This window comes from Pantoea stewartii (assembly GCF_011044475.1).
Lineage (GTDB): Bacteria > Pseudomonadota > Gammaproteobacteria > Enterobacterales > Enterobacteriaceae > Pantoea > Pantoea stewartii.
The window spans coordinates 247,098-271,894 of sequence record NZ_CP049115.1; the positions used below are offsets into that span (position 1 = coordinate 247,098).

Below are 24,797 nucleotides of genomic sequence, written 5' to 3' on the forward strand. Positions count from 1 at the left end.
TCAGGTTGAATGGCCCATGCGTGCTGCGGTGGCGTCCGTCAACGCCTGGTCGAGCACGTCGATTATTATTTCCGCCTGTTCGGCCGTCAACACCAGAGGAGGACGGATCTTCAATACGTTATGGCCCATGGCGCAGGCACTCAGCAATACGCCTTTTTGCCGCATCCGGTTCACCACCTGACTGGTCAGCCAGCGGTCGGCTGCGCGGCTCTGCCGATCAGAAACCAGTTCCACGCCGACAAACAGGCCCGCCCCCCGGACATCGCCGATGGCTTCGTGCCGGTGGCTCAGGCCGCGAATGCCTTCCAGCAGCCTGTTCCCGGTTTCACGCGCATGCGCAATCAGTCCCTCTCGCTCAATGGTATCCAGCACCGCCAGGGCCGCCGCGCAGGAAACAGTATTACCGGCAAAGGTATTGAAGTAGCGGGAGCGCTGCCCAAACTCCGCCAGCACGTCGGCTGTGGCCAGTAAACCGGCAACAGGCTGACCGTTGCCCATGGGTTTGCCCAGCGTCACGATATCCGGTCTGAGTCCGTGACGTTGAAAACCCCACATGTTTTCGCCCGTGCGGCCAAAGCCGGGCTGGACTTCATCGGCGATAAACAGGCCGCCAGCCTGCCGGATGGCGTTCACCGCGCCGTGCAGGAAGCCGGTCGGGCCGGGCAGGATCCCGTCGCTGGTAAAGAGTGAATCCACGATCAACGCGGCAGGCTGAATGCCGTGACGTTGCAGATCGGCAATGGCCATTTCCACATCCTGGGTAAAACGTTCGCTCAGATCGACACCGTCGGCGTGATAGGCGCGCGGGGCAGGGACCAGCCGAACATGCGGCCCCAGATCGACGCTTTTGCCCAGCGAGGGTGAGAACTGTGAGACGGCGTCCGTAATGCCATGATAGGCGGTTTCGGTCACAATAATTCCGGTGCCACCGGTCCGGATTTTGGCAATACGAAAGGCCAGATCGTTGGCTTCACTGCCCGTGCAGGTCAGCATCAGGTGAGCCAGGTGGGTTTCAGGTACCGTCGCCAGCAGGCGCTCAGCCAGGGTCAGAATCGTGTCATGCAAATAGCGCGTGTTGGTGGCCAGCGTTTTGACCTGATTGCAGATGGCGTCCGTCACCGCCGGATGGCAGTGCCCCAGCGAGGTCACGTTGTTATACACATCCAGATAGCGGCGCCCTTCGGGATCGAACAGCCAGGCACCCTCACCGCGCACGATGTGCAGAGGATGTTCATACATCAGGCGATAGGCCGGGCCCAGCAACGCATCGCGGCGGTCAATCATCGCCGCGGTTACCGGGTCAACATCGGCCTGCCCGGGGATATAGGCATTAACCATATTCAGGTCGGTGGTGCTTTTCATGGAAGTCTCCCGTATCAGAGTTCGGCCAGCAGGCGATCACGTGCTGTGTCGCGGGTCAGGTCTGCCAGCATCGACAGCGCCTCCCAGGCGGCAGGATTGTGACGCATGATGTAAGCGCGGTTATGTGGATAGCGGGCCGCGCGCCATTCGGTAATCAGGACTGTAATCAGATGACGCGTCGCCATCAGGTCGGTGACAAGAGCCTGTTCCAGATCGGTGAGCGGCAGGGTTTTGTGGTAGGCACCGACGAACTGCGCAGCCCCTGCGAAGGGATCGTCACAGCCGGTCATCTGAAAGGCCGCGGCAGTGGCCACTTCCCCTACCAGCGGTGCATAGATCATGTCGCCAAAGTCAATGATGCCGGTGAGACGATCCTGTGCGTCTGGCGCAACCAGCACGTTATACAGGTGATAATCGTTATGGATCACCTGCGCCCGCAGCGAGCCAAGACGCGGCAATACCTGGGTGGTGAAGCGCATCATAAATTTTTCTGCGAGGCGATGCCGTGCCGGATCGATGACTGCCTCCAGTTTGTCCATCAGGCGATGCGCGGCGGAAACATTCCACAGCAGATCGTGGCGGGCGGCCGGATGTGAAAAACCCTGCAACGCCAAATTCAGCCGGCCCAGACAGCACGCCATGGCCCGACGCTGTGCGGGGGTAGGTTGGGTATCCCTGACCTGAGTGCCCTCCAGCCAACTCAGCATACGAACCAGCGTGGTGCTCCCTGCTGGTAACGTGACAACGTCACATTTCTTACCCGCTGATGTGCGCACGACGCGCGGTGTGGGCAGATCCGGTGCCACCTCGGCGATATGCTCAAGCGCGGCGATCTGGAAATCGACAATCGCCTTCGCTTCGGCGGGATTACTGATTTTCAGGACAAAACGCGTACCGGTCGGGGTTTCAATGCAGCAGTTCTGGTCGCGTTCGCTTGCCAGTGGCTGCACAACGGTATCCGTCATACCGTACCGCTCTGCCACTAACGCCTGTACGGCAGATAACGACAGCGCAGGCGCTGCGGTATTCAGAGCGACAGCCTGATGTGTCTCAGTTTCAGACATGATGTTTCCCTGCCGTTGAAGAGATCACAGGCCCAGCAGGCCGGGAAGCTGGCGGAAGTCGGTCAGGCGGTTCACACCGTAACCGTCAATGGCCGGCTCATGACCGCGATCGATAAACGCCCTGGCCATAAAGCCCAGATCGCACGCTGTCATCAGGTCATAACGAAAACTGGATGAACAGTGCATTATCTGTTCGGGGCCGCAGCCCAGTTGGTCGAACATATACTCAAAAATCCGGGCACGCGGCTTGTAGGCCTGGGCTTCTTCGGCGGTGTACACCGCATGAAAGGGCGCGCCGAGACGGGTAACGCTGTGCGGGATCAGGTCGATCATGGAATTGGATAAAATCACTAACGGAATATGCTGTGCTATCGTCGTCAGCGTCTCAACCACATGCGGATGAGGTTGCCAGCTGGCCACGGCAGCATAAAGCGTCTGCGCATCTCTTTCCCGATAGACGACGCCATGGGCATGACAGGCGCGCTGAAGCGCATTTTCAATCACCTGGTAAAACGGTTTCCAGGCACCCAGCACCTCATCAAGCCGGTAGAAACGAAAATGCGCCAGGAAAGTCGCCATGTGCGCTTCGCTGACCCGATCGGCATAAATGCCCTTTGCCGTTGGGCCCATTTCGAAATTGATTAGCGTGCCATAGCAATCAAAGCTGATAAATTTTGGCCTGAAAATCATTTGCTTAACCTCTTTCATGTGGATGAAAGAAGTATATCGCGCGACACAAACACATAATTTCTTATTACCGCGACAAAGAAGGGGTTTTTGCTCAATTGCGGCCGCTTTACGGCATCGGCCCGGGTGGTGGGGAAGATCCTCACTGACGGGGCAGGCTGAAACGGCGGGACCGGACGTAATGATGCCCAAAAACGTAGTGCGTACGGGCATTGTGTTTTACACTGCGCGCTGCAAAAATTAAGGTGATAAACGATTAAACAGGCGACAATGGCGATGAACGGTACAATTACTACCTGGTTTCAGGATAAAGGCTTTGGTTTTATTAAAGATGAAAACGGCGATAACCGTTATTTTCATGTCATCAAAGTTGCCAATCCTGACCTGATTAAAAAAGATGCCTCGGTCACGTTCGAACCTACGACGAATAATAAAGGGCTGTCAGCGTTTGCGGTGAAAGTCCTGCCGGAGAGTAAATACATTTATATTGCGGGTGAGCGCATCAAACTTACCGCGATTAAATCTTACGTTGTTTTCAGTGAAGACGTTCCGGCAGATGCAGGGATTTATAAAGAAAACACGGTGCTGTCGGTGGGAATACTGATGAATAATATCCGACCCAAATCAGCAGAAAAGACGAAAGCGATGCGCACCCTGAAAAAACTGGCGATCACGACCTTTCAGGGCGCAACCTTAATCTTCACGGAAGATGAGATTGATATTGACGCTACCGTCAAAATGCTCAAAGTCTGATGCCCGATAACGCCGCTGGCCCGCTGGGACGACGGCCTGGCCGACAAGGCGATGTTCATGGAGCGAGGTCATGCGCCGCCAGCAGCGCCGTTATGACGCACCTGCCACGCGCCGCAGATCCGCACCTGACCTCGCGCTTTCCGCCTGTCTGCCGACGCAAAAAGGCGGGGCGGTAACGCCTCAGGCTCACTTCTACACCCTAATTTCACCGATGCAGAGACGACAATGACAAAACTCACTCTTCAGGAGCAGTTATTAAAAGCGGGACTGGTAACCAGTAAAAAAATGGACAAGGTCCAGAGAACCGCGAAAAAATCACGCGTGCAGGCGCGCGAAGCGCGAGAAGCCGTAGAAGAAAACAAAAAAGCGCAGATCGAGCGGGACAGGCAGCTCAGCGAACAGCATAAACAAGCGGTGCTGGCGAAAGAGTATAAAGCGCAGGTGAAGCAGTTAATTGAAATGAACAGAATCGTCGTGGCAAAAGGTGAGATCGGTTTTAACTTCACGGATAACAACCTGATTAAAAAAATCATGGTCGATAAACCTGTGCAGACCCAACTGATTAACGGTCGCCTGGCCATTGCCCGTCTGATGGCAGAAAACAGCGACGAGCCGCACTACGCGATTATTCCGGCCAGCGTCGCGGATAAGATCGCGCAGCGCGATCCCGACAGCATTGTCTTAAACAGTGCACTCAGTCAGGACGCGCAGGAAGAGGACGATCCTTATGCCGATTTCAAAGTGCCAGACGATTTGATGTGGTAATCCACGCGACATCAGCCGCTTCAGAGCGCCTCCGCCTGGTCGCGGGGGCGCAGAATAACCGCGTGGCGTTTTCCCCCTAAAACGGACTGTCATGACGAGCCTGAATCGCGTCTCCGCTGACAGGATGGGTAAAATGCAGCTCGCTGGCATGCAGCATCAGTCTGGGTGGTCGTGCGCTGTGCGGCGGCAGACCGCCATACCACTCACAGCCTAAAATAGGGTGCCCCAGGTGCTGACAGTGAATACGCAGCTGGTGAGTGCGGCCGGTTTCAGGACGTAACTGCACCCGCGTGACCGGCAGAGACGGCCCGTCATCTGGGACATACGTAAAACGCGCCAACACCTGATAGCGCGAGCGCGCTGGTTTGCCGGTGCGTGCGCAAATCGCCATCAACGGAAACTGCTTCGCAATCGGCGCATCCACTCTTCCCTCATCGTGTTCAACGTGGCCGCAAAGTAGCGCGGTGTAAACTTTGCTGACGCTTCGCTGACTGAACTGCGCGCACAGGGCGGCATTGATCGCCTTATTACGGGCAATGACCATCAGCCCGGAGGTGCCGAAATCCAGCCGGTGAACCAGGGTACAACCGGGAAAGCGCGCTGCCAGCCGGAAATGGACCGAGTCCTGATTTTTCGGGTGCCTGCCGGACAGGCTCAGCAGCCCGCTGGGTTTGTTAATCAGCAGCAGGTGCGCGTCCTCATAGAGGATCGCGATCGTCTCATGGCAGGGCGGCGCAATAAAATCGTCGAACAGGGCAGACATCAGGCAGCCTCAAAGGGAAGCGGGCGCGGATAGTAACCCATTTTCCGCCCGCAGGCGAATCACGCCAGGCGCAGGACAAGCCCGCGCACGCCGCGTTAGTTAATGCCGGTCACAGCGGCTAACGGCTGATAGCCAGCGCGGTGATCGCTGGCGTGCTTACCGGCAGGCCGAACGTCATCAGTTCACTGCGGGGATCTGACCAGATCAGCACGGTTGCGGGCACCGGGCCAGTAAGCTCCGGGCGTGACACGCTGTTCACCGCCTTGTTGCAGGCGGGAACAGACATCACGACAGGGCGCGACAGACCAGGCGCATCCTGCCAGATAACCGGGCCCGCGCCACAACAGGCTGCATTATCTTTCCGTCTTTCCCTGGCGCTGGCAGCGACACAGCCGGTTACGGGGCGTCAAAAAAGGTTAATAAAAAATACCTAAAGGTTTTTCATGAATACCCGTTATAGATAAATGCAGTGTGATCATTATAACTGCATAAAAAATAACGATTTAGGGCGACTGAATAAAGGGAATGGCATTCATGATGAACAAAATTATCGTTACGGGCACGCTGGCTTTACTCTTTCTGACGGGATGTGCGGAGAATAAAAATACGCATTTGATCAAGGCGGAGAACGGCAGTTCACTAACCGTCAACACGATTTTCGCACCTACCGATATGAATAATAATACCTACGCGGATGTTAAACTGCGCCAGGTCACGCCGGCCCGAGCCGGGACAGGAATGGGAATAGCGGTACTGAGTGCCGTGCTGGGGGGCGGCATCAGCACGGGTTCATTTGATAAGAATAACTACAAGGGCAGTGATATTGACAGCATGCCGGAACCCACCGCCGCGTATTTCACGCCCAAAGCCGACGTCAAAATCCAGCAATGGCTGAATAAAAATGGCGGGGGTTATGCTTACACACAACCCTTGTTCATTGCTGCCTCAAAATGGTCGCTGGTGTACACCGATATGTCGTCCGGCAACAGTAACTACGATTTAACGTATCGGGTCCTGTTTTATAAACGTCCGGAAGGCGGCACGATCCTGAGTCCTTATGTGGTTGCGGAATGTGAACCCGCGCATGTCACCGCACCGCTGAATGACTGGACGGCCAACCATTACGCCAAAGTCACGCAGGTGACGCAAAAGATGATGGATGCCTGCCTGCTGGAGCTGGATAATCAACTGCCACGCTTACTGAAAAAATAGTGAGCAGTACGGCCTGTTTTAACCGGCAGGCCGTGCAACAAGCGCCTTAGTCTCCGCTGTAAATCCGCCTCACAACGTCCTTTATCCGCTGCGCCATAAAGATAATGACCACAGCAATTAATTTTCAGGCCGCGCCTGCCGATAATCTAATCACAACTCTGAACGGAGGGCGTTTCGATGTCTGAACTTAAACTGTCTTTATCTGCGGATGATACGCGCACACTGATCATTCGTGCAGGTTTTATGCTGCGTAATTTACGTAACAGCCTACGTGAACTGGGCTACGATCAAACCCTGTCAGAGGTCGCGGGCGGGATCCCGGATGCCCGCGCGCGTCTGGGCTATGTGGTGACCATGACCGAAAATGCGGCCAGTGAGGTACTGGGCTGCGTGGAGCTGACACAGCCTGCGCAGACAACGCTACAGGATACGGCGGAAAGTCTGCTGGCGCGCTGGAACAGCACGGCTATCACACCGGAAAACGAGGGCGCGGCACGGGCGCTGGCGGAAGAAACGCGCACATGGCTTGGCACAGTGCCGCAGTTAACCGGTTTCACCCGTCAGCAACTTCAGGCGGTGATGATGGCTCAGGGTTTCCAGGACCTGACGGGCCAGATTATCCAGCGCATGACGAAAATGCTGAATGAGCTGGAAGTCCACCTGGTTCAGGTGCTGAGGGATAACGTGCCCGCACAGCCTGTGGCCAAAGTGGCCAGTCCACCGGCTGCTGCACAGCCATCAGAGAGCCCGTCAGCCTCGCAGGATGACGTGGACGATTTGCTCGCCAGCCTGGGACTCTAAGGCTGGACTCGCTCTCTTTAAGACCCATCTCTTCCGGCATACTAAAGGGTTGCCTGCGCCATTCGTCAGGCAGGGGGGCGACCTCTCAGCGATACCGCCCACCGGCGCCTTTTCCGCAACACCGACGGCACAGCGGGACAGATTTCTTCTCCCGTTTTGCCAGCCGCACCGTGCATCCTGGCGCGGTACTGTCAACGGCGGCAGTCGCGTATGCCTGCCTGGCCGTCGGCTGTCAGGGCTTGCGCTGACATAAACATCCCCACACAGAACGGCGATCCGCTGCTTCGCGAAAGAATAAAAATGCTATAAATAACAGTAGATTGCATTCGGCTGTCTCGGGCCATATGCATGCTGGCAGGGCTTTTTTACCGACAGGTCAGTCAATTGTTAAAAAATTTCATAAACTAATGTGCGCAATGACTTCATTCGTAGATAACCGGGAACACAACGGTTACTGATTTTAGTGACTTATCCGACAACTCAGGTTGCTGACGGACTATAAGGGGAAATGATGCCATTACTTATTGGGGAGTTATCGGGTGCGCCAACATGGATACCTGCTGTATTGCTCGTCACGCTTTCATTTATCGTGGGCTTTCTGGCCCGGTTTATTTTTCTCAGGTTCATCCGCTTCTGGCAGAACCGGGACCGAAAACTGTTCAAATCACTGGAAAAGCACCTGCGCGGTTCGCTGTTTCTGTTTATCCCCTTGGTGTTGATCAATATCGGCATTAACTACATCGATCTGCGTCCTGAAACCGTGGCGTTTATCACCTCCACCGCCAATATCTTTATCATTTTATCGATTTGTTCCATTTTGATTCGGTTGACCAATGTGGCGCAGGATATGCTTTTCATTCGCTACGATATCAATCTGTCGAACAATCTGCGTGCCCGCAAGATTCGCACGCAGTTAATTTATGTGAAAAAAGTGGCCATCGTGATCCTGGTCTCGCTGAGTCTGTCGATGATTTTGCTCAGCTTTCCCGGCGTGCGTAAATTCGGCACGACCATCCTGGCCGGTGCGGGCGTCGCAGGCATCATCATCGGTTTTGCGCTGCAAAAGTCGCTGGTTAACCTGTTTGCCGGTATTCAGATTGCCTTTACCCAGCCGATCAAAATTGATGACGCTGTTGTGGTGGAAAAAGAGTGGGGCTGGATAGAGGAGATCAATCTGACGTATGTGGTCGTGCGTATCTGGGATCTCCGTCGGCTGGTGCTGCCGATTACCTATTTCACGGAAAACGCCTTCCAGAACTGGACGCGCAACAACGCGCAAATCCTGGGCTCGGTGTTTCTGTATGTGGATTACTCCCTGCCGCTTGAGCCGCTGCGTCAGCATTTCGAGAAAGTGCTCAGTGAAACCAAACTCTGGGATCAGCAAACCCAGGTGCTTCAGGTCACCGACACCTCTGAAAAAACCATGACAATCAGATTATTAATGACGGCACAAAATTCGCCCACCGCATGGGATTTGCGCTGCTACGTGCGGGAAAAAATGATCGAATTTATTCAGCAGAACTACCCGCAGAGCCTGCCGCATGTCAGGGCAACGCTGACTGAGACGGACTCGCGCTGACGCCAGGGGTTCTCACGTCTGTATTGAGGCAGGAGGCTGGCTCACCCGTGTGGGGCAAACGGGCGTGGGGCAAGGAAAGTGTGGCGTTAAGCCACAGGCGGGCGCGACGTCTGGACTGCATTGACACGCCGGTCTCAGGGACGGACAGCGGCACCGCTGCGTGCGGGGCGGTGGCGTTCCTGGCGGACAGCGTGATTGAGCAAGATAACTGCCGCTGTCGACAGTCCGCCAGGGACAGGCTTTGTCATGACGACGCCCGCCTGTCCCTGGTGGTTTGTGCCGAATTTATTGCTCTCTGGCGGCGGTTGCCGCCTTTTTTACACCTGGAATGCCGCGACCATGCCGCGCAGCGCATGCGCCTGTTCTGACAGTGAGCGTGACGCCGAAGACGATTCTTCAACGAGTGCGGCATTGTTCTGCGTCACGCCATCCATCTGGCTCACCGCGATACTGACCTGCGAAATGCCCTGCATCTGCTCGGAGGAGGCCAGAGAGATATTATCCATGGCGTCAGCCAGTTCGCCGACCATTCCAACGATTTTCAGGATGCTCTGACCGGTTGAGGAGGCAACCGTCACGCCGCTTTCCACCTGTTCAACGGCCTGTTCTATCAGCGTTTTAATGTCACGTGCTGCCGTAGCGCTGCGCTGGGCCAGCGTGCGCACTTCGCCTGCGACCACGGCGAAACCGCGTCCTTCCTCGCCGGCACGGGCCGCCTCAACAGCCGCGTTCAGGGCCAGGATGTTGGTCTGAAAGGCAATGCTTTCGATCACGGCGGTGATGTCGCGCACTTTAGTGGCGCTGACCGAAATGTCATGCATGGTGTGCGTCATGCGCTGCACGTCAGATTCGCCCGTGCGGGCAAGCTGTGCGGTTTCACGTGCCGAATCGGCTGTCTGCTGTGCACCGGCCGTATTGCTTTTCACCGTGGCCGTCAGCTGCTCCATGCTGGCAGCCGTCTCCTGCAAAGCCGCCGCCTGCTGTTCGGTACGTGAGGACAGTTCGGTATTGCCCTGCGCGATTTCATCGGCAGCCAGCGCAACGGAGGCCGAAGCCTCTTTAATCTGGGAAACCAGCGCACGGAGCCTGGCTTGCATGACGTCAAGGGAGGCCAGCAGGCTGGTGGTGTCCTTGCGGCGCAGTGACACGGTGGCGGTCAGATCGCCGGCTGCGATGGAGGCGGCCAGCGCCTGCGCCTGTGCCGGTTCACCGCCCAGTTGGCGCATCAGCACGCTGATAGTGACCGCACAGGCACCGACCGCGACAATCACAGAAGCGGTGGCCAGTAGCATCAGAATCAGCGAGGCGCGGGCAGTAGAATGGCTGTTTTGTTGCACAGCAGCCTGGCTGTTTTTCTCCTGAATCTCTGTCATATCGCGCAGAGCATTCAGTAACTTAGTCTGAACAGGACGCACGTCCTTTAACAGATAGTCCGTGGTTTCTTTATCAAGATTGGCCAGCCCGAGCCTGGTTGCCTGATCCAGGGCGGCAAACGTTGGTCCTTCGCTGTCGGTAATTCTTTTGAAAGCCTCACGACCCGCCGGCGTAGAGTCGGTTGCCAGGATAGCGCCGAGCGCCTGACGGTTAGCAATAAAGAGCGCTTTCTGTTTCTGAATCCGCGTGACTTCAGGCTGCATCGCCTGGGTGTCGCTGAGCAGCGCGATATTCCTGACGGCAATGCCCATATCTCTGACTTCACCGTACATGGATTGCGCTAACTGATACTTTTTCATCTTGATGTTGACGGTATCGTCCATGCCTTCACGGGCATGATGCAGGGCCTGTTGGGCGATCCCGGTGCACAGGATGAACAAAAGAATAAGCAGGCCAAAACCTGCAATAAGGCGTGTGGATATTTTCATTATTGTCTCATTATGTAGGTTAAATTTGCTGTGTTTGCGTTCGTAGCAAAAAGGACATTACTTTTTACGGCTACGTTTAAATCGTATCAGAAATAAGCAGTTTTGCTTTTTCGTGCGCACATTTTGCCGAACAGGCCTCATCACATTTTCCAATGACGCATGGCCTTGTCACTTCAGCGTGAGCATGACACTATCCTTGCCTGTCTATACATGTACTGTCACCCTGCGTTGGCGTCCGCCGGACGTAAACAGCAACGCACCCCATACACTGCCCAGTGAGGAAATGATGCCAGCCGAAACATCTGCAGCAGGTTATTCAGGCGTTGAGAAACCGCGCCTCTCTGAAAGCCGTTCCATTGATTACATCCCACTGCGGGAGCGACATGGTCATCCTTTTAGCCAGTTCACACTGTGGTTTGGCGGAAATCTGCAAATCACCGCGATAGTTACGGGTGCGCTGGCGGTGGTGTTGGGGGGCGATGTGGTCTGGTCACTGGTGGGATTACTGGTCGGACAGATCCTGGGCGCAGGTATCATGTCATTACATGCGGTTCAGGGGCCGCGCCTGGGTTTACCGCAAATGATCACCAGCCGCATGCAGTTCGGCGTCTATGGGGCAGTCATTCCGCTGCTGCTGGTATGCATGATGTACGTCGGTTTTTCGGCCAGCGGTACCGTGCTGGCCGGCCAGGCGCTGGCTAAGCTGGTGCATGTCAGCAATGCGACGGGCATGATCCTGTTTAGCGCGCTAATCATCGTCATTGCGGTGCTGGGGTACCGGGTGATCCATCAGCTTGGCAAACTGGCCAGCCTTGTTGGTGTACTGGCTTTTGCTTATCTGTTTATCACATTGGTGGTAACGCATGACTTAACGCCTGTCTGGCAGAATCAGCACTTCACGCTGGCTCATTTCCTGTTGGCGGTGTCGCTCTCCTCCTCATGGCAGATCGCATTTTGCCCTTATGTCTCCGACTATTCGCGCTATTTGCCTGCGAATGTCTCCGCGAAAACGTTGTTCTGGTCAGTGTTTTTCGGCACCGTAACGGGGACGCAGGCGTCCATGACGCTGGGTGTGATTGTCGCGGCGCTGGCCGGAAAGGCGTTTGCGGGCAATGAGGTTGGCTATATTGTCAGCCTGGGCAGTACGCCCACGATGGCGATGGTGATCTATTTCGCTATCTGCTTCGGCAAAATCACGTTCACCACCCTGAACGCTTACGGCAGTTTTATGGCACTGACCACTATTGTCTCGGGTTTCCGCCAGCAATCCGCAATGGGTCGGGGTGCACGCATTCTGTTTGTGGTCCTGATGGTCAGTGTGGCCTGTGTGATTGCCTTGCTGAGTGAACCCGCTTTTCTGAAAACGTTCACCCATTTTCTGCTGTTTTTACTGGCGTTTTTCGTGCCATGGAGCGCGATTAGCCTGATCGATTTTTATGTGATCACCCAGGGCAAAGTGGATATTCCTGCGCTGTCACAGCCAGACGGACGTTATGGCCGCTGGAACAGGGTGGGGATTACCGTTTATGTCCTGGGTGTGCTGGTACAACTGCCGTTTATCGACAATCCACTTCACCATGGTTCACTCACCTGGCTGTTTGCCGGTAACGATGTGTCGTGGTGTATTGGCTGGTGTATCACGGCACTGCTGTGGTGGATGGCCCGCCGCTGGGATCGCCGGGGCACACCCGTCCATTCAGTCTCCCCGGCAGAATAGCCGTTGCCATGCTTTCTGGCGGCAGGTAAGACGGGTTAACGGGGGAATGGAAAAGCGGTTTACGGCATCTTCCCCGTCTCAACAACGGACAACATCGCGTCACAGGCATTTCCGAAAGGGACCCGATGAATCATCCTGACCGTGTCGATGTTCATCGCAAACCGGGCACAGAACCGCCTCCGCCCGTACAGAATTCATGAGGTTACGCCTGGCCTGCGGGCGTTGCCGTCAACGTAACACACTGCTGTTCACAGAAGCTGGAGATCGCATTCGAACAGCATGATCCCCCTGTGTCGGGAGATGTCTGATACGCCGCGTTTTATCGTGACATGTTTACTAACAATATTCTGAAAAATAAGTTTTCGCCCTCCCAGCCGCGCTATGCGCGACTTTGCCGTATTGGCTTTGCTTTCTGTCCGCTCTGTCCCACCTAAATTCCATTTTGTCATCTATATAGATTTCCCTGTCAGCCGTTACTGACAGGTGAAGGAAACACACATTTTCATTTGCAGAGATCTTTCCGGCAAATGTATTCAGCAAAATCGGACTACACACAGCAGTAGCAACATTATCGGGGAAAACACCATGAAAATTGCCACACGTCTCGCTGCAGGCTTCAGTCTGCTCATCCTGCTTTTTGTGCTCTGCACAGGCATTGCGCTTCACGCACTCTGGCAGGCACGGGACGACATGGATAATGCCGTCAACAATAAAATGTATCGGTACAATCTGATCCAGGATATGCGCAGTGCTGCCCGGGATATGTCCGTTGCGGTAAGAAATATTGCCTTACTGAGCGATGCAAAAGAGAAGCAAACCGAGTGGGAGCGGGTGCAGAACCAGAAAGCGAACTACCTGGCGAAACGCGAAAAACTGGTCAGCAGCATGTCGCAGAATGTATCAGCCGAAGGGAAAAATGCCCTGGAGAACCTGCTCGCTAAAGATGACCAGGCGCTGAACCTGATCACCATGGCAGGCCAGAAGGCGATGCAAAGCGACCAGGCGGCCACGATTGATTACCTGCTGAAAACGGTACGGCCGGTACAGCGGAAAATGCTGGACGCCCTGGATCGGCTTTCCGAGATTCAGATGGAGGTGAGTCAAAAAACGGTTTCTGATGCCAGAGAGTCAGCGTCACGTACGGCCAGTCTGATGGCGATAATGGTCTTTTTGTCTCTGGTTGTTGCTGTGATGGCCTGCGTTATCATTATCCGTACGCTGATGCGCCAGCTGGGCGGCGAACCGGCGCAGGCACAGGCGCTGGCAGCATCGATTGCGTCCGGAAATTTAACGTCACCTGTCACACTTCGTCGCAACGACACGACCAGCCTGCTGGCTTCCCTTCATGTCATGCAGGCCAACCTGCGCAACATGGTCGCGAATATCCGGGATACGTCGAACGCTGTCGCGTTAGCCGCCGATGAAATTTCTAAGGGGAATGCCGAGCTTTCTTCCCGCACCGAACAGCAGGCGGCAGCTTTACAGGAAACGGCCGCCAGCATGGAGCAGCTGACGGCCACGGTGAAAAGCAACACCAGCGGCGCACGGCAGACCGCCGAATCTGCCCGCGAAACCGCCCGTCTTGCCCGAGGCGGCGAAGAGGATGTGCAGCGGATGGTCGATACCATGCAGGACATATCCATGAGCGCAACGAAAGTGCGTGATATTACGACCGTCATTGAAGGCATCGCTTTCCAGACCAATATTCTGGCGCTCAATGCTGCGGTTGAAGCGGCACGCGCAGGCGAAGAGGGCCGGGGATTTGCGGTAGTGGCCGGTGAAGTCAGAACGCTTGCGCAGCGCAGCGCTACGGCTGCGCGCGATATCAAACTGCTGATTGAAGAGGCGGTAGGTCAGGTAGAAAACGGCACCACGGTGGCGTCTACGACCGGACAGAGCATTGTCAATATTGTGGGGAGGGTGAACGAGCTGGCTGAGGCTATGGATAATATTTCTCTGGCTTCCTCTGAGCAAATGCAGGGCATTTCGCAGGTCAGCATCGCGGTGAGCCAGATGGATGGCGTAACGCAGAACAATGCAGCCCTGGTCGAGGAGTCATCCTCTGCCTCCCATTCGTTGTCAGAACAAGCGCATGCGCTGCGTAACATGGTGGAGGCATTTCAGGTCTGACAGATCACCGCCCGCCGGGCTATCCGGGCGGGCGGTGCAGTAACCGGATGAACCCTGTTATCTGATGCAACGTCATGAATGTTGAGGGGGATATCCTCACTGTCTCAGCTGACAGCGAGTCATTATCAGCATGACACGGGTGACTAACAGGATGCGCCTGGCTGCGAAAATCAACGCCCGGTGAGGCGCAGCCCCTGTCAGGGTTTTCTGATGCGCGCTGACCGGCTGATGGCGAAAGCCGCCTGTGAGACACTTTTCTGTTAACGTAAATATGTCCCGCGCCTGCGTCGTAAAAAAATAACCTCATGTTCACGATGCCGTTTAAAAAAGCAGACAGCAGCAAAGCGTTTATATGGCTGCAATGACACAGCATTGCAGAAAAGAGAAAAATGATATAAGGCTATTAAAATAGTGCGGCGCTTAATTGAGTTTTGCGAAAAAATAACATCTGATTACATCTCTTATGGTATTCCCTACAGTAATAATGCGGCGCTCAACTACACTTCCTGCGCTGCGCTATACAGTGTCGGCCTAAAGGTGGCAGTTTATTGATTGGTGTTAGCCCGGCATGCCGGGCTTTTTTTATGGCTATAAGTAATGAGTTATCGCTTAAGGATAAATTAAAAATAGGGTTTTATGCGTTGCCGGTTCATCACTGTACAGGCATTCAGCGTGGCTGATGACGTGAAATGTTCCCGTATTGAAAACGACAGGGTAATGGTTTAATGGCACGTGTCGCAACGCGATTTTGCCATAATTTTTTGTTTTAACAGTATTTTTATGGCGTTTTCGTGTAGTGAGGCTGGCTGTCGCATCAGAAAGCAGCAGGACGCCGCTCTGCAATGTGAGGACGCGATGCAGGATTCCCCCCTTACAGAACAGCGCTCCCGCGTAAAGAAAAAATATTTAAATATGTCATTTAAAATACTGCTTTAATTTTCTTGATGGTTTTTCCCTTTTAACAGGAAAAATGAATGATAAAGGCGGGGGCTTAACGTCAGGCACAGAAAAAGTGGTGTTATTACGTTTTAAATGCGCGGCATTAAATTTTTAGAAAACAGCGTTGCAAAAATAACTGAGGCCTTTCAGTGAGTTGTTTTTTCAGGAGGGAGGCATGTATAAATGGCGTGTAAACAGAGCGGGAACTCCGTTTGATTATTTTTTTATGGCGCCGATATTTTATTTGACTGTCTGTATGTGGCCTCTTTTCTGAATCATATCAGACGTATTTCTTTTCTCTTTTACCAGGTAAAAACAATGACTATAACTCAGCGTCTTTTATTCACGTTTTCGCTGCTTTCTGCAGCGCTGGTTGCTATGGTTGTCGTATCTGTCAGCGTGTCGCAAGGGTTTCAGACCCGCTTCAAATACGTTAACGAAAATACGGTCCCGTCAATCACCGGTATTTCAAAGATGATTGAAGGCAGTAATGCCGTCATCATCGCCCTTTATCATCATCAGAGCGTGACTGACCTGGCCAGGCAGGCTGTCATCGAAAAAGAAGTCAACGACACAATCAAACATATTCGTGCGCTTAATCAGCACTACCTTGCAGAGGACACGTCCAACGAGCAAGACAGGCAAATGACGGAAAAGGCGTTTACGATGATTAATAAAATAGAACGCGACCTGCCGGCCTTTCTGGCCGCCTCACGTGCTCAGAATGATGCTGTGTCTCTGGGAATGTTGCAGGGGACAACAGGGATTGGCGCCGAAGCCCGACAGCTCATTGCGAATTATCAGCAGCAACTTCAGCTCAATACCAATCTCGCCAATGCGCTCAGCAGAGAAAACGACAGAACCTATCATCATACGCTGTTAACCCTGATCACCGGCTCAGCCGCCGCTATTTTGCTGCTGGGGTTCTTTACCGTTAAGACAATTTTAGCCATTCGCCGCCAGCTGAATGCCATGCGCCTGACGATGGAGCAGGCCAGCGAAAACCTCGATCTCACTCTCAAAGCAGATGACACACGCTCTGATGAAATCGGCCTGACGGCAAAAGCGTTTAACCATCTGATTCAGACTGTGTCGCTGTCACTGAACGCAGTAGAAAGTGCCGCGCAGTCTGTCAGTACAGCGTCATCGCAAATGTCAGCGGGTAACGAGGATTTATCGGCAAGGACTGAAGAGCAGGCGGCATCACTTGAGCAAACGGCTGCCAGTATGTCAGAGCTGAGTGAAACGGTGCGTCAGACGGCAGAAAATACCCGACTGGCCAGCCAGTTAGCGAAAAATGCGCGTGAGATTTCAGAAGACAGCGCAGATCGGGTGAAAACAATGCTGACGACGATGGGCGATATACGCGAAAGCTCGGCCAAAATTACCGACATTATTTCTCTCATTGAGGGGATTGCCTTTCAGACCAATATCCTTGCCCTGAATGCGGCGGTCGAAGCCGCACGGGCAGGTGAGCAGGGCCGTGGTTTTGCGGTCGTGGCTGGCGAGGTGCGCAACCTGGCGCAGCGTTCGTCATCATCAGCCCGCGAGATTAAAGCGCTGATTGAATCGTCAATGGGCTTTGTGGAAGCCGGTGCGGTACAGGCTGAAGGGGTGGGTACAAATATGCACAAAATGAACGATGCCGTCCGGCAGGTTACCGATTTGGTCGATGAAATCTCTGTCGCCGCCCAGGAACAGTCTCAGGGAATTAGCCAGGTCCATCTGGCCGTCAATCAAATGGATGATGTGACGCAGCAAAATGCGGCCCTGGTGGAAGAAGCATCCTCTGCGTCGCGTTCATTAATGGAACAGGCCTCAGCATTAAACCGCCTGGTTGCCACGTTTGTTATCCAGCGTGCAGGACCTGACGCGCTTAAGGAAGTGAAAAGCGCGATAGCTCCGCCCGCCATGATGCGCCCTGTCAGCAATATTGTTCCCGCTGCAGCGGAGACCAACTGGCAGAGTTTTTGAAAATCAACACAAACGCCTGTGCTGCTGAAAACGGGCGCAGGCTCTGAACGGGCAGGAGTCACCACAGATTTTCCGTGGTGACCTTGCGGTTCTTACAGAACGTGACCCTTGCAAAAAAAACCCCTGCCGGAGTAAGTTGAAATCCGCCTGACGTGTCACGTCACCGAGGCACGCCACGACCGGGTGTGCGATGACAGAAACATGCAGGCTGTTCGCCGCTTCAGGCGGGAAACCCGGGAGGCAGAACTCAATTCGTCATGCAGAAACCCAACCCTGAAGATGTGGCAGAGGCGTAAAATAAAGGTGCAGGCAGGCGCGATGGGTTCCGGCGCTTCACCGCACGGAATGGCGGGCGAAGGGGCGCGCGCGTGCGCTTCCTCAAGGAGCCCTTTCAATGACGAACCTTAATTCTATACAGTCAGGTCACTATGAAACCATCACTGAGCAGATATGCGTTGGCCGTCTTTGCGAGTGCGGCTTTTCTCTTCCCGTCCCTGCCGGCTGTCGCCAGCCCGGTTCCGGCTGGCAACGTCCAGTCCGTGCCGCCGCAGGATGCGCCCTGTTGCGGCGCGCTCACGCCCAACGCGCAAAAGATTCTTGCCGTGCTTGACCATGCGGACGTGGAGCATTTATGGCTGAATCATCATCACGTCAACTGGGAAACGGGCAAGCCTGACAGACCGGATACCTATTCTGGTCCCGGTAATCATACGCACTGCAGCGCGTTTGCGGCGGCGGTAGGCGCACGCCTGGGCGTCTATATGCTCAGGCCGCCTCAGCACAGCCAGATTTTCCTGGCGAGCGCACAAACGCGCTGGTTTGACAGTAGTGAAGGGCGTCAGTCAGGCTGGATCAGGGTCAGCGATGCGTGGCACGCTCAGCAGCTGGCGAATAAAGGCATGCTGGTGGTGGTCGCCTATGAAAGCCCCGATCAGCACAGACCGGGTCATATCGCTGTTGTCAGGCCGTCACGCATCTCGCTGGCAAGATTACGCGCTGACGGTCCGGATATCACTCAGGCAGGCAGCCGAAATATGACGATCGGTCACGCCGCTGCCGCCTTTTCAGGCCATCGGGGCGCCTGGCCTGATGGGGTTAAATTCTTTGCGCATGCACTACCGCAATAAGGGTATTCGGGGCGCTTAGCGCCTTGTTATCACCAGCCTGAGGGGTGCCATATTATGCTAAACAGGGTCCGTTATTTCCGGTCTGAAAACACAAGCACATGGTGAAACAGCCAGCCTGTAGCGCTGTTCGCTTCATGCAACCTGTTAAAGCTTTCTACTGGCAGCAACACCTGGTGCGGGCAGACCTGTCTCCATTTCCTCTGAAACCGACCCGCTGTATGACGACCTGTAAGCCGTTCCCTGTTATCCGGTGTAACCGGTCTTATCACCTGAACGACGGCGATCCCGGCTTCTTCCCGGAGCACATAATCCCTGCTATTCACAATCGAGTGGGTCTTTGTCGGGTAACCACTGACAAGACAGTGTCTGATTTCAGGCAGCGTCCGGGCCTGCATGATGTACGGATAAAAAAACGGCTATCTCTGCGCGGCGTCCCTTTTAGTAAGGAAACAGTTAAAAACCGCTGCGTTAGGAGAAAAAATGGCCGCCTTACATTGATGGGATGGCGAACTTTAAAGAGTGGGTAAAACCCATCCTGCGCATTCAGGCTGACGTGAGAATCAGGCGTAATTTTCCAACGATGCGCAATATCGCCTTGTTTCTCGCCTGCGCCCCTGGCGGTCTTGGTGTTTGTTTCAGGATTAACGCCTGACGTTATAAATCATTAACAGGCTTTTCATTACATTATCCTGTGGCGAGGGTTGAATACGTCATAAGCCTGTGAATCAAAGAGTTAGCGTGATTTTATATTGCATCGTGTGAGGAATACTTATATTACTAATTGACAAGCCGTGCGCTTCTCTGACGCTTCAGTGTGCAACAGACCCATCATAAGGTGACGTATGACAACAAAGCCCGCCGCTGAAATCAGGGTAGAACCCGGTGTATTTAAGACGTTAAAAACCTTTCCGGCGACAGTTCACGCGCTGCTCATTTTTACCCTGATTATTCGGTTCAGCTATTTTATGGCCTGGCCATTTATCGCAATGATCATGACACAGAACTACCACATGTCGCCTGTTGCCATCGGTTGCGCGATGACCAGTAGTGCGCTGGTATCCGTGGGGCTGGGCATGTATGGCGGCCAGATTTCGGACAGGTTAGGACGACGGATTATTCTGCTGATGGGCTGTGGATTTTCGGCAGTCGGCTATATCCTTCTGGCGCAGGCGACGGGAGTCGGTCTGTTTATTACCGGCCTGATGATTATCGGCGTTTGCTTTGCGTGGGTCGATCCGCCTTTGCGTGCGTTAATGAGTGATTTACTGGGCGATCGTCGCCGCCGCGCACTGGCTTTGCAAGTGCGCTACTACCTGGTCAACGTCGCTGCGGTGTTGGGCCCCCTGGTGGGCATTGCTTTTGGCCTGACGTCTCAGAAAGGCACATTTCTGATAACCGGCCTGAGCTATTTCCCTTTTTTTATCTACGTGCTCCTGTTTATCCCGGCGGGTAAACCGGTGAACACGCCGCCGGCCGACAAGGTTTCCGCTGTTAGACTTCACCAGGTTATGGGAATTATTATCAGAGATAAAATTTTTGTGGCCGGGCTTTTGTGCAGCACATTGTGCAGTATCGTTTTTATTCATTTTGAAGCGGTACTGCCCCAGTACCTTCTGTTACTGAACAGCGACGCGGCTGTAAAGCTGGTGACGTTAATACTGGTCACGAATGCCTCGACCGTGCTGGTATTTCAAACCTTTCTGGTCCGCATTATGGCGAGGATGCATTTACCTCAGCGAATTCTGTTGGGTGCAGTGATTTTCTTTTTCTCACAGCTGTGTTTTTTCTCCCTGCGAACAGCGGATAGTTGGCTTTGGCTGTCTGTCACCGTGTTGTTTAGTGCAGGCGAAGCGATTCTGATGCCGAACCTGAATATTTTACTCGACCAGTTGGCACCCGCAGAACATCGAGGTGCCTACCTGGGCGCCTCAACATTGTCAACGCTCGGTATTGCTGCCGGGCCGCTACTGGGTGGTGTGATGCTGGCCATGACCGGGCCGGGCGTATTTATAAGCACGGCCATGCTGAGCCTCCTGCTCTGCGCCATTATTTATGTCAACAGGCAACGTATGCTGGCACGTTTGCAGGCGAAATCGTGAAGGCACCTGTATAGCGCAAACGGGAGGCGGTCACGGCAACTGACATGCGCAGCAACGAACCAGAAGATCGGGTCAGGCGTGATAACTGTCCGGCGGGGAGGTCAGGATGCCGAACCAGCAAGAGCGTCGGCAGGGCAGGTCTACGATGCAAACCGGTTTACAAAGCACGATGAGGTGAAGAGGGAAGCCTGTATTCAGCTATGTGGGCAGGAAAGGCAGGCTGTTTTGCACAGTTTGCCTTGTGGGCTCGGTGAGAATTCACGCCTATTGTGCCCGTGTCAGCCGGCTAATCACAAATGCTAGCGTTGAGCGGGGCCTGCAACAGATGACTTGCCCGCTGCAAACCCGCATCCCTCTGTTCAGGCCGGTGTCTGATCGTCCCGTATTTCCTCCCGCGCCGCATGGCGTGTGGCATTGGCGACCGTGCCGTGGTCGATCAGTTTTGCCTGCAACAGCAGATTATACACGGGCGCATGGGGCCGGTTCAGACGGTTCTGCAGAAGCTGGATGGCTTCGTAGCCCAGTTCCCGACACGGGACGGCAAAGCCTGTCACCGGCCTGCCGGCCGCGCCCGCCAGCTGACTTGCCAGATCGGTCGTCATCAGTGAGATATCTTCGGGAATACGCAAGGAACGTGCCGCCAGCACAGTCTGAACGCCGGTAATAATCCCTTTGCCCACCGGCACTATCACATCGGGCCACTCCTCACGCGGATGTTCGTCCAGCCAGCCATTCAGGGCGGCTTCGGTTTCATGCTCAGAATAGGCTTCAACCACAATCAGGTCCTTCTGCGCGCTAAAGGGCAGGTGAAAATGGCGATACGCGTCTTTAATTCCCTCCAGCCGCAGAAACAGCGTTTCACGGCGCAGACAGGTGACGGTCAAAACCCGGCGGTGCCCTTGCTCAAACAGGTGCTGCATGGCGCTGAACCCAATCGCATGGTGATCGGGGGAGACCGCATCCAGTTTCATGTCTTTATCGCGGGAATTTATCAGGACGCAGGGTTTATTCAGCGAGGCTGCCAGGCTGAATATCGCCTGATCGTCGGTGCCGATGATGATGATCGCATCGTTGCTTTTTGCGCCCGCCTTCTCCAGAAACAGTTTCACATCGGCACGCTGTTCCTCCAGTGGGCAGTAACTGATGTGCACATCATGGCTGGCACAGGCTTCGGCAATCCCGCGCGTTACTTCCAGATAGAAGTGATCGCCGCGCGGCGCAAAGGTCCGGGCGGGCGCAAAGACCACCAGACCGTTAATTAACAGGCGGCTGCTGACCATGTCGTGCAACACACCCAGTTGACGTGCACAGCGCACAATCGCATTACGGGCTTTTTCACTGGTATAGGCCTTGCCGCTCAGTACGCGCGAAACGGTACTGACAGAGTACCCGGTTTTTGCCGAAATTTCGTCCATCCTGAGCTTGCCCGCCATAGTGTGATCCCCGTCCCAATCAATTTTTGCAATTTTTTGCAGCCGTAGTGGCTTGATAGTAATGCGGTTTTACATGCTGTTCACAAACTACCTTGCCGCTCTGCGAACATTCTCACAAAAACAGTTTGTCCCACGACAGCCGCTTTTCTATGTTCCTCGCAAAGACGACAGCGACGATCAAAGACGGAGAAGTGGCATGTTAAAAATTGCGATAGTAGGTATGGGTAATATTGCCAATTTACATATTCAGGCGTTTTTGCAGTTTCCCGAACGCGGCAAAATTGTGGCGGTAGTGGATGTGTACCCGGACAAAGCCCGCGATAAATTGCAGCGTTACGGCCTGAAGGATGTACGTGTGTACAGCGATCATCTCGCCATGCTGGCGGATGGCGCAGATATCGATGTGGTGGATGTCTGCACGCCGCCTTATGTGCATGCCGAGAATACGATAGCGGCGCTACAGGCAGGCAAACATGTGCTGTGCGAGAAGCCGATGGCGGCATCGCTTGAAGAGTGCGATGCCATGATCGCGGCGCAAAAGGCCAGCGGCAAAGTGCTCTCCGTGGTGGCGCAGAACCGCTTTACCGATGCCTTCTGGCGGTTAAAAGCGGCCGTGGATTCCGGCCTGGCAGGAAAGATTTGTCACGCCCAGGTTGATTCATTGTGGTGGCGCGGTCATGCCTACTACGACCTGTGGTGGCGCGGGACGTGGGAAAAAGAAGGTGGGGGCTGCACGCTCAATCATGCTGTGCACCACATCGATGCGCTGCAATGGATGCTCGGCGCACCGACGGAGGTGGTCGCCATGATGAGCAATGTCGCCCATGACAATGCGGAGGTCGAAGATCTCAGTGCCGCTATTTTCCGTTACCCGAACGGCACGCTGGCACAGCTGACGGCCTCGGTGGTGCATCACGGTGAAGATCAAAAAATCATTTTACAGGGCGAGAAAGCGCGGCTCTCTGCGCCCTGGCAACCCGTTGCTTATCAGGCGGCGGAAAACGGCTTTCCGGAACAGGATCATCACATCGCGCTGGAAAACGAACTGGACCAGCTGTATGCGCAGATCCCGTCCTTGACATGGACACTGCATGCCGGTCAGGTGGATGACTTTTTCTCGGCCATTGAGCAGCAGCGTGCGCCGCTGGTAGACGGTGAGCAGGGCAAGCAATCCCTGGCGTTAATCACCGCCATCTACAAGTCGGCTATAACCCATACCACCGTCACGCTGCCGATTGCCAGCAACGACACCTTCTACCGTACCGGTGGCCTGATTGCCAGCGCACCGCACTTTTATGAAAAACAGGCCTCCGTGGAAAATTTCGCGGATGAGGATGCGATCCCGTTAGGCAAAAACTTTGCGTGAGGACAACACCATGAATCAAAAGGATGGCATGAACTACGCGCCGAAAGGCAAACCCCAGCCGGTTGTAAACCCAGGCGAGTTTATTATCGCTGCCGCCGGGCTGGATCATGGGCATATCTATGCGATGTGCAATGGCCTGACTGAAGCCGGGGCGACGCTGAAATGGGTTTATGACCCGGATGCGACCAAAGTCGACAGGTTCCTGCAACAGTTTCCGCAGGCTCAGGTGGCGGATTCCCTGGACACGATCCTCGCTGACACACAGGTGCGGCTGGTGGCAGGGGCGGCCATTCCCTCGGAACGCTGTGCGCTGGGACTGAAAGTCATGGCGGCCGGGAAAGATTACTTCACCGATAAAGCCCCGCTGACCAGCCTGGAACAGCTGGACGATGCCAAAGCCATGTGCGCCAGAACCGGCCGCAAATATGCGGTTTACTACAGCGAGCGTCTGCACGTTGAGAGCGCGGTTTTCGCGGGACAGTTAGTGGAACAGGGCGCGATTGGTCGGGTGGTGCAAACGCTGGGCACGGGGCCGCATCGCGAAGGAACCGGTCGTCCGGACTGGTTCTATCAACGTCGCTACTTTGGCGGCATTTTGTGCGATATCGGCAGCCACCAGATCGAGCAGTTTCTCTATTACACCGGCAATGGTCAGGCCCGAGTGGTTGCCAGTCAGGTGCGCAATTTTCACCATCCGCACCATCCGCAGTTTGAAGATTTCGGCGAGGCGATGCTGGCAGGGGAAAATGGCGCAACCGGCTATTTTCGCTGTGACTGGTTCACCCCGGAAGGCTTATCGACCTGGGGCGACGGGCGAATGACGCTGCTCGGAACCGACGGTTACATCGAAATTCGCAAGTATACCGATCTCACGCGTGACGAGCAGGATGTGGTTTACCTGGTGAATCAGGACGGTGAGTTTCGCTACAGCGTGGCGGGCACGGTGGGTTTCCCGTTCTTTGGCCAGTTGATCACCGACTGTCTGCATCGCACCGAGCACGCCATGACGCAGGAACATGCGTTTAAAGCGGCTGAACTGTGTATCAAAGCCCAAATGTTAGCTAACGCGGTGTAGTCAGCCCGCACGCCCATTCTTTTCCAATTCTGTTGATAACAGCGACGGCAGGCACTGGCTTGCCGTTATAAAACACCGACCAGAACAGG

General features: G+C 54.6%; 19 protein-coding genes. 12 read left to right on the plus strand and 7 right to left on the minus strand.

Annotated elements, in window-relative coordinates:
- From G5574_RS01160 to G5574_RS01170, 3 genes are read right to left on the minus strand one after another with little or no spacing between them, the layout of a single operon-like run.
- Positions 1–1,362, minus strand: a complete 1,362-nt coding sequence (locus G5574_RS01160) for an aspartate aminotransferase family protein (protein ID WP_054687794.1) — start codon at positions 1,360–1,362, stop codon at positions 1–3.
- Between the two features lie 14 nt (positions 1,363–1,376).
- Positions 1,377–2,426: a phosphotransferase gene (locus G5574_RS01165; RefSeq protein WP_054687793.1), complete on the minus strand. Its 1,050-nt coding sequence runs from the start codon at positions 2,424–2,426 to the stop codon at positions 1,377–1,379.
- A gap of 24 nt (positions 2,427–2,450) precedes the next feature.
- Positions 2,451–3,116 carry a haloacid dehalogenase type II gene (locus tag G5574_RS01170; RefSeq protein WP_164481881.1) on the minus strand — a complete coding sequence of 222 codons (666 nt, stop codon included), beginning with the start codon at positions 3,114–3,116 and terminating at the stop codon, positions 2,451–2,453.
- A gap of 267 nt (positions 3,117–3,383) precedes the next feature.
- On the opposite strand from G5574_RS01170, the gene G5574_RS01175 reads away from it, so the two are divergent.
- Both G5574_RS01175 and G5574_RS01180 read left to right on the plus strand, forming a co-directional pair.
- Positions 3,384–3,866 (plus strand): cold-shock protein, encoded by a 483-nt coding sequence (locus tag G5574_RS01175; RefSeq protein ID WP_164481882.1) that lies wholly within the window; start codon positions 3,384–3,386, stop codon positions 3,864–3,866.
- Positions 3,867–4,091: 225 nt separating this feature from the next.
- Positions 4,092–4,631, plus strand: coding sequence for a DUF2058 domain-containing protein (locus tag G5574_RS01180; protein ID WP_039340501.1), 540 nt, complete (start codon positions 4,092–4,094; stop codon positions 4,629–4,631).
- Between the two features lie 76 nt (positions 4,632–4,707).
- Here the strand turns inward: G5574_RS01180 and G5574_RS01185 are convergent, their stop codons facing one another.
- Complete coding sequence (locus G5574_RS01185) at positions 4,708–5,394, minus strand: RluA family pseudouridine synthase (protein WP_164481883.1); 687 nt, start codon at positions 5,392–5,394, stop codon at positions 4,708–4,710.
- Between the two features lie 118 nt (positions 5,395–5,512).
- Positions 5,513–5,644 (minus strand): hypothetical protein, encoded by a 132-nt coding sequence (locus G5574_RS23845; protein ID WP_269751026.1) that lies wholly within the window; start codon positions 5,642–5,644, stop codon positions 5,513–5,515.
- A gap of 287 nt (positions 5,645–5,931) precedes the next feature.
- Between G5574_RS23845 and G5574_RS01190 the strand changes: the two genes are divergently transcribed.
- The 3 genes from G5574_RS01190 to G5574_RS01200 all read left to right on the plus strand — a co-directional run bounded on the left by G5574_RS01190 (position 5,932) and on the right by G5574_RS01200 (position 8,986).
- A complete protein-coding gene (locus tag G5574_RS01190; RefSeq protein ID WP_226374510.1) occupies positions 5,932–6,606 on the plus strand; it encodes a hypothetical protein in 675 nt (224 codons plus the stop codon).
- Positions 6,607–6,783: 177 nt separating this feature from the next.
- Complete coding sequence (locus G5574_RS01195) at positions 6,784–7,407, plus strand: protein phosphatase CheZ (RefSeq protein ID WP_033741267.1); 624 nt, start codon at positions 6,784–6,786, stop codon at positions 7,405–7,407.
- Positions 7,408–7,918: 511 nt separating this feature from the next.
- Positions 7,919–8,986 carry a mechanosensitive ion channel family protein gene (locus G5574_RS01200; protein WP_033741268.1) on the plus strand — a complete coding sequence of 356 codons (1,068 nt, stop codon included), beginning with the start codon at positions 7,919–7,921 and terminating at the stop codon, positions 8,984–8,986.
- Positions 8,987–9,303: 317 nt separating this feature from the next.
- On the opposite strand, the gene G5574_RS01205 is transcribed toward G5574_RS01200, so the two are convergent.
- The gene (locus G5574_RS01205) at positions 9,304–10,848 is read right to left on the minus strand and encodes a methyl-accepting chemotaxis protein (RefSeq protein ID WP_033741269.1); all 1,545 of its coding nucleotides are present in this window, start codon (positions 10,846–10,848) and stop codon (positions 9,304–9,306) included.
- 286 nt (positions 10,849–11,134) lie between these two features.
- Between G5574_RS01205 and G5574_RS01210 the strand changes: the two genes are divergently transcribed.
- The 5 genes from G5574_RS01210 to G5574_RS01230 all read left to right on the plus strand — a co-directional run bounded on the left by G5574_RS01210 (position 11,135) and on the right by G5574_RS01230 (position 20,834).
- The gene (locus G5574_RS01210; RefSeq protein ID WP_058701977.1) at positions 11,135–12,565 is read left to right on the plus strand and encodes a purine-cytosine permease family protein; all 1,431 of its coding nucleotides are present in this window, start codon (positions 11,135–11,137) and stop codon (positions 12,563–12,565) included.
- A 585-nt stretch (positions 12,566–13,150) separates the two neighbouring features.
- Positions 13,151–14,695, plus strand: a complete 1,545-nt coding sequence (locus tag G5574_RS01215; protein WP_162285660.1) for a methyl-accepting chemotaxis protein — start codon at positions 13,151–13,153, stop codon at positions 14,693–14,695.
- A 1,257-nt stretch (positions 14,696–15,952) separates the two neighbouring features.
- Entirely contained in the window at positions 15,953–17,608 is a 1,656-nt protein-coding gene (locus tag G5574_RS01220; protein WP_058709186.1) for a methyl-accepting chemotaxis protein, read from the plus strand.
- A gap of 428 nt (positions 17,609–18,036) precedes the next feature.
- Positions 18,037–18,735, plus strand: coding sequence for a hypothetical protein (locus tag G5574_RS01225; protein ID WP_164481884.1), 699 nt, complete (start codon positions 18,037–18,039; stop codon positions 18,733–18,735).
- Between the two features lie 842 nt (positions 18,736–19,577).
- Positions 19,578–20,834: an MFS transporter gene (locus G5574_RS01230; protein ID WP_006119040.1), complete on the plus strand. Its 1,257-nt coding sequence runs from the start codon at positions 19,578–19,580 to the stop codon at positions 20,832–20,834.
- A gap of 359 nt (positions 20,835–21,193) precedes the next feature.
- Here the strand turns inward: G5574_RS01230 and G5574_RS01235 are convergent, their stop codons facing one another.
- Entirely contained in the window at positions 21,194–22,267 is a 1,074-nt protein-coding gene (locus G5574_RS01235) for a LacI family DNA-binding transcriptional regulator (protein WP_033741281.1), read from the minus strand.
- 196 nt (positions 22,268–22,463) lie between these two features.
- Between G5574_RS01235 and G5574_RS01240 the strand changes: the two genes are divergently transcribed.
- Positions 22,464–23,633: a Gfo/Idh/MocA family protein gene (locus tag G5574_RS01240; protein WP_164481885.1), complete on the plus strand. Its 1,170-nt coding sequence runs from the start codon at positions 22,464–22,466 to the stop codon at positions 23,631–23,633.
- A 10-nt stretch (positions 23,634–23,643) separates the two neighbouring features.
- Positions 23,644–24,708, plus strand: a complete 1,065-nt coding sequence (locus tag G5574_RS01245; protein ID WP_033741283.1) for a Gfo/Idh/MocA family protein — start codon at positions 23,644–23,646, stop codon at positions 24,706–24,708.
- Positions 24,709–24,797 lie beyond the last annotated feature (89 nt).

What these genes read in the sequence shown, in the direction of transcription:
- G5574_RS01160 (WP_054687794.1), bottom strand. Translation starts at nt 1,362, where the DNA reads ATGAAAAGCACCACCGACCTGAATATGGTTAATGCCTATATCCCCGGG.
- G5574_RS01165 (WP_054687793.1), bottom strand. Translation starts at nt 2,426, where the DNA reads ATGTCTGAAACTGAGACACATCAGGCTGTCGCTCTGAATACCGCAGCG.
- G5574_RS01170 (WP_164481881.1), bottom strand. Translation starts at nt 3,116, where the DNA reads ATGATTTTCAGGCCAAAATTTATCAGCTTTGATTGCTATGGCACGCTA.
- G5574_RS01175 (WP_164481882.1), top strand. Translation starts at nt 3,384, where the DNA reads ATGGCGATGAACGGTACAATTACTACCTGGTTTCAGGATAAAGGCTTT.
- G5574_RS01180 (WP_039340501.1), top strand. Translation starts at nt 4,092, where the DNA reads ATGACAAAACTCACTCTTCAGGAGCAGTTATTAAAAGCGGGACTGGTA.
- G5574_RS01185 (WP_164481883.1), bottom strand. Translation starts at nt 5,394, where the DNA reads ATGTCTGCCCTGTTCGACGATTTTATTGCGCCGCCCTGCCATGAGACG.
- G5574_RS01190 (WP_226374510.1), top strand. Translation starts at nt 5,932, where the DNA reads ATGAACAAAATTATCGTTACGGGCACGCTGGCTTTACTCTTTCTGACG.
- G5574_RS01195 (WP_033741267.1), top strand. Translation starts at nt 6,784, where the DNA reads ATGTCTGAACTTAAACTGTCTTTATCTGCGGATGATACGCGCACACTG.
- G5574_RS01200 (WP_033741268.1), top strand. Translation starts at nt 7,919, where the DNA reads ATGCCATTACTTATTGGGGAGTTATCGGGTGCGCCAACATGGATACCT.
- G5574_RS01205 (WP_033741269.1), bottom strand. Translation starts at nt 10,848, where the DNA reads ATGAAAATATCCACACGCCTTATTGCAGGTTTTGGCCTGCTTATTCTT.
- G5574_RS01210 (WP_058701977.1), top strand. Translation starts at nt 11,135, where the DNA reads ATGCCAGCCGAAACATCTGCAGCAGGTTATTCAGGCGTTGAGAAACCG.
- G5574_RS01215 (WP_162285660.1), top strand. Translation starts at nt 13,151, where the DNA reads ATGAAAATTGCCACACGTCTCGCTGCAGGCTTCAGTCTGCTCATCCTG.
- G5574_RS01220 (WP_058709186.1), top strand. Translation starts at nt 15,953, where the DNA reads ATGACTATAACTCAGCGTCTTTTATTCACGTTTTCGCTGCTTTCTGCA.
- G5574_RS01225 (WP_164481884.1), top strand. Translation starts at nt 18,037, where the DNA reads ATGAAACCATCACTGAGCAGATATGCGTTGGCCGTCTTTGCGAGTGCG.
- G5574_RS01230 (WP_006119040.1), top strand. Translation starts at nt 19,578, where the DNA reads ATGACAACAAAGCCCGCCGCTGAAATCAGGGTAGAACCCGGTGTATTT.
- G5574_RS01235 (WP_033741281.1), bottom strand. Translation starts at nt 22,267, where the DNA reads ATGGCGGGCAAGCTCAGGATGGACGAAATTTCGGCAAAAACCGGGTAC.
- G5574_RS01240 (WP_164481885.1), top strand. Translation starts at nt 22,464, where the DNA reads ATGTTAAAAATTGCGATAGTAGGTATGGGTAATATTGCCAATTTACAT.
- G5574_RS01245 (WP_033741283.1), top strand. Translation starts at nt 23,644, where the DNA reads ATGAATCAAAAGGATGGCATGAACTACGCGCCGAAAGGCAAACCCCAG.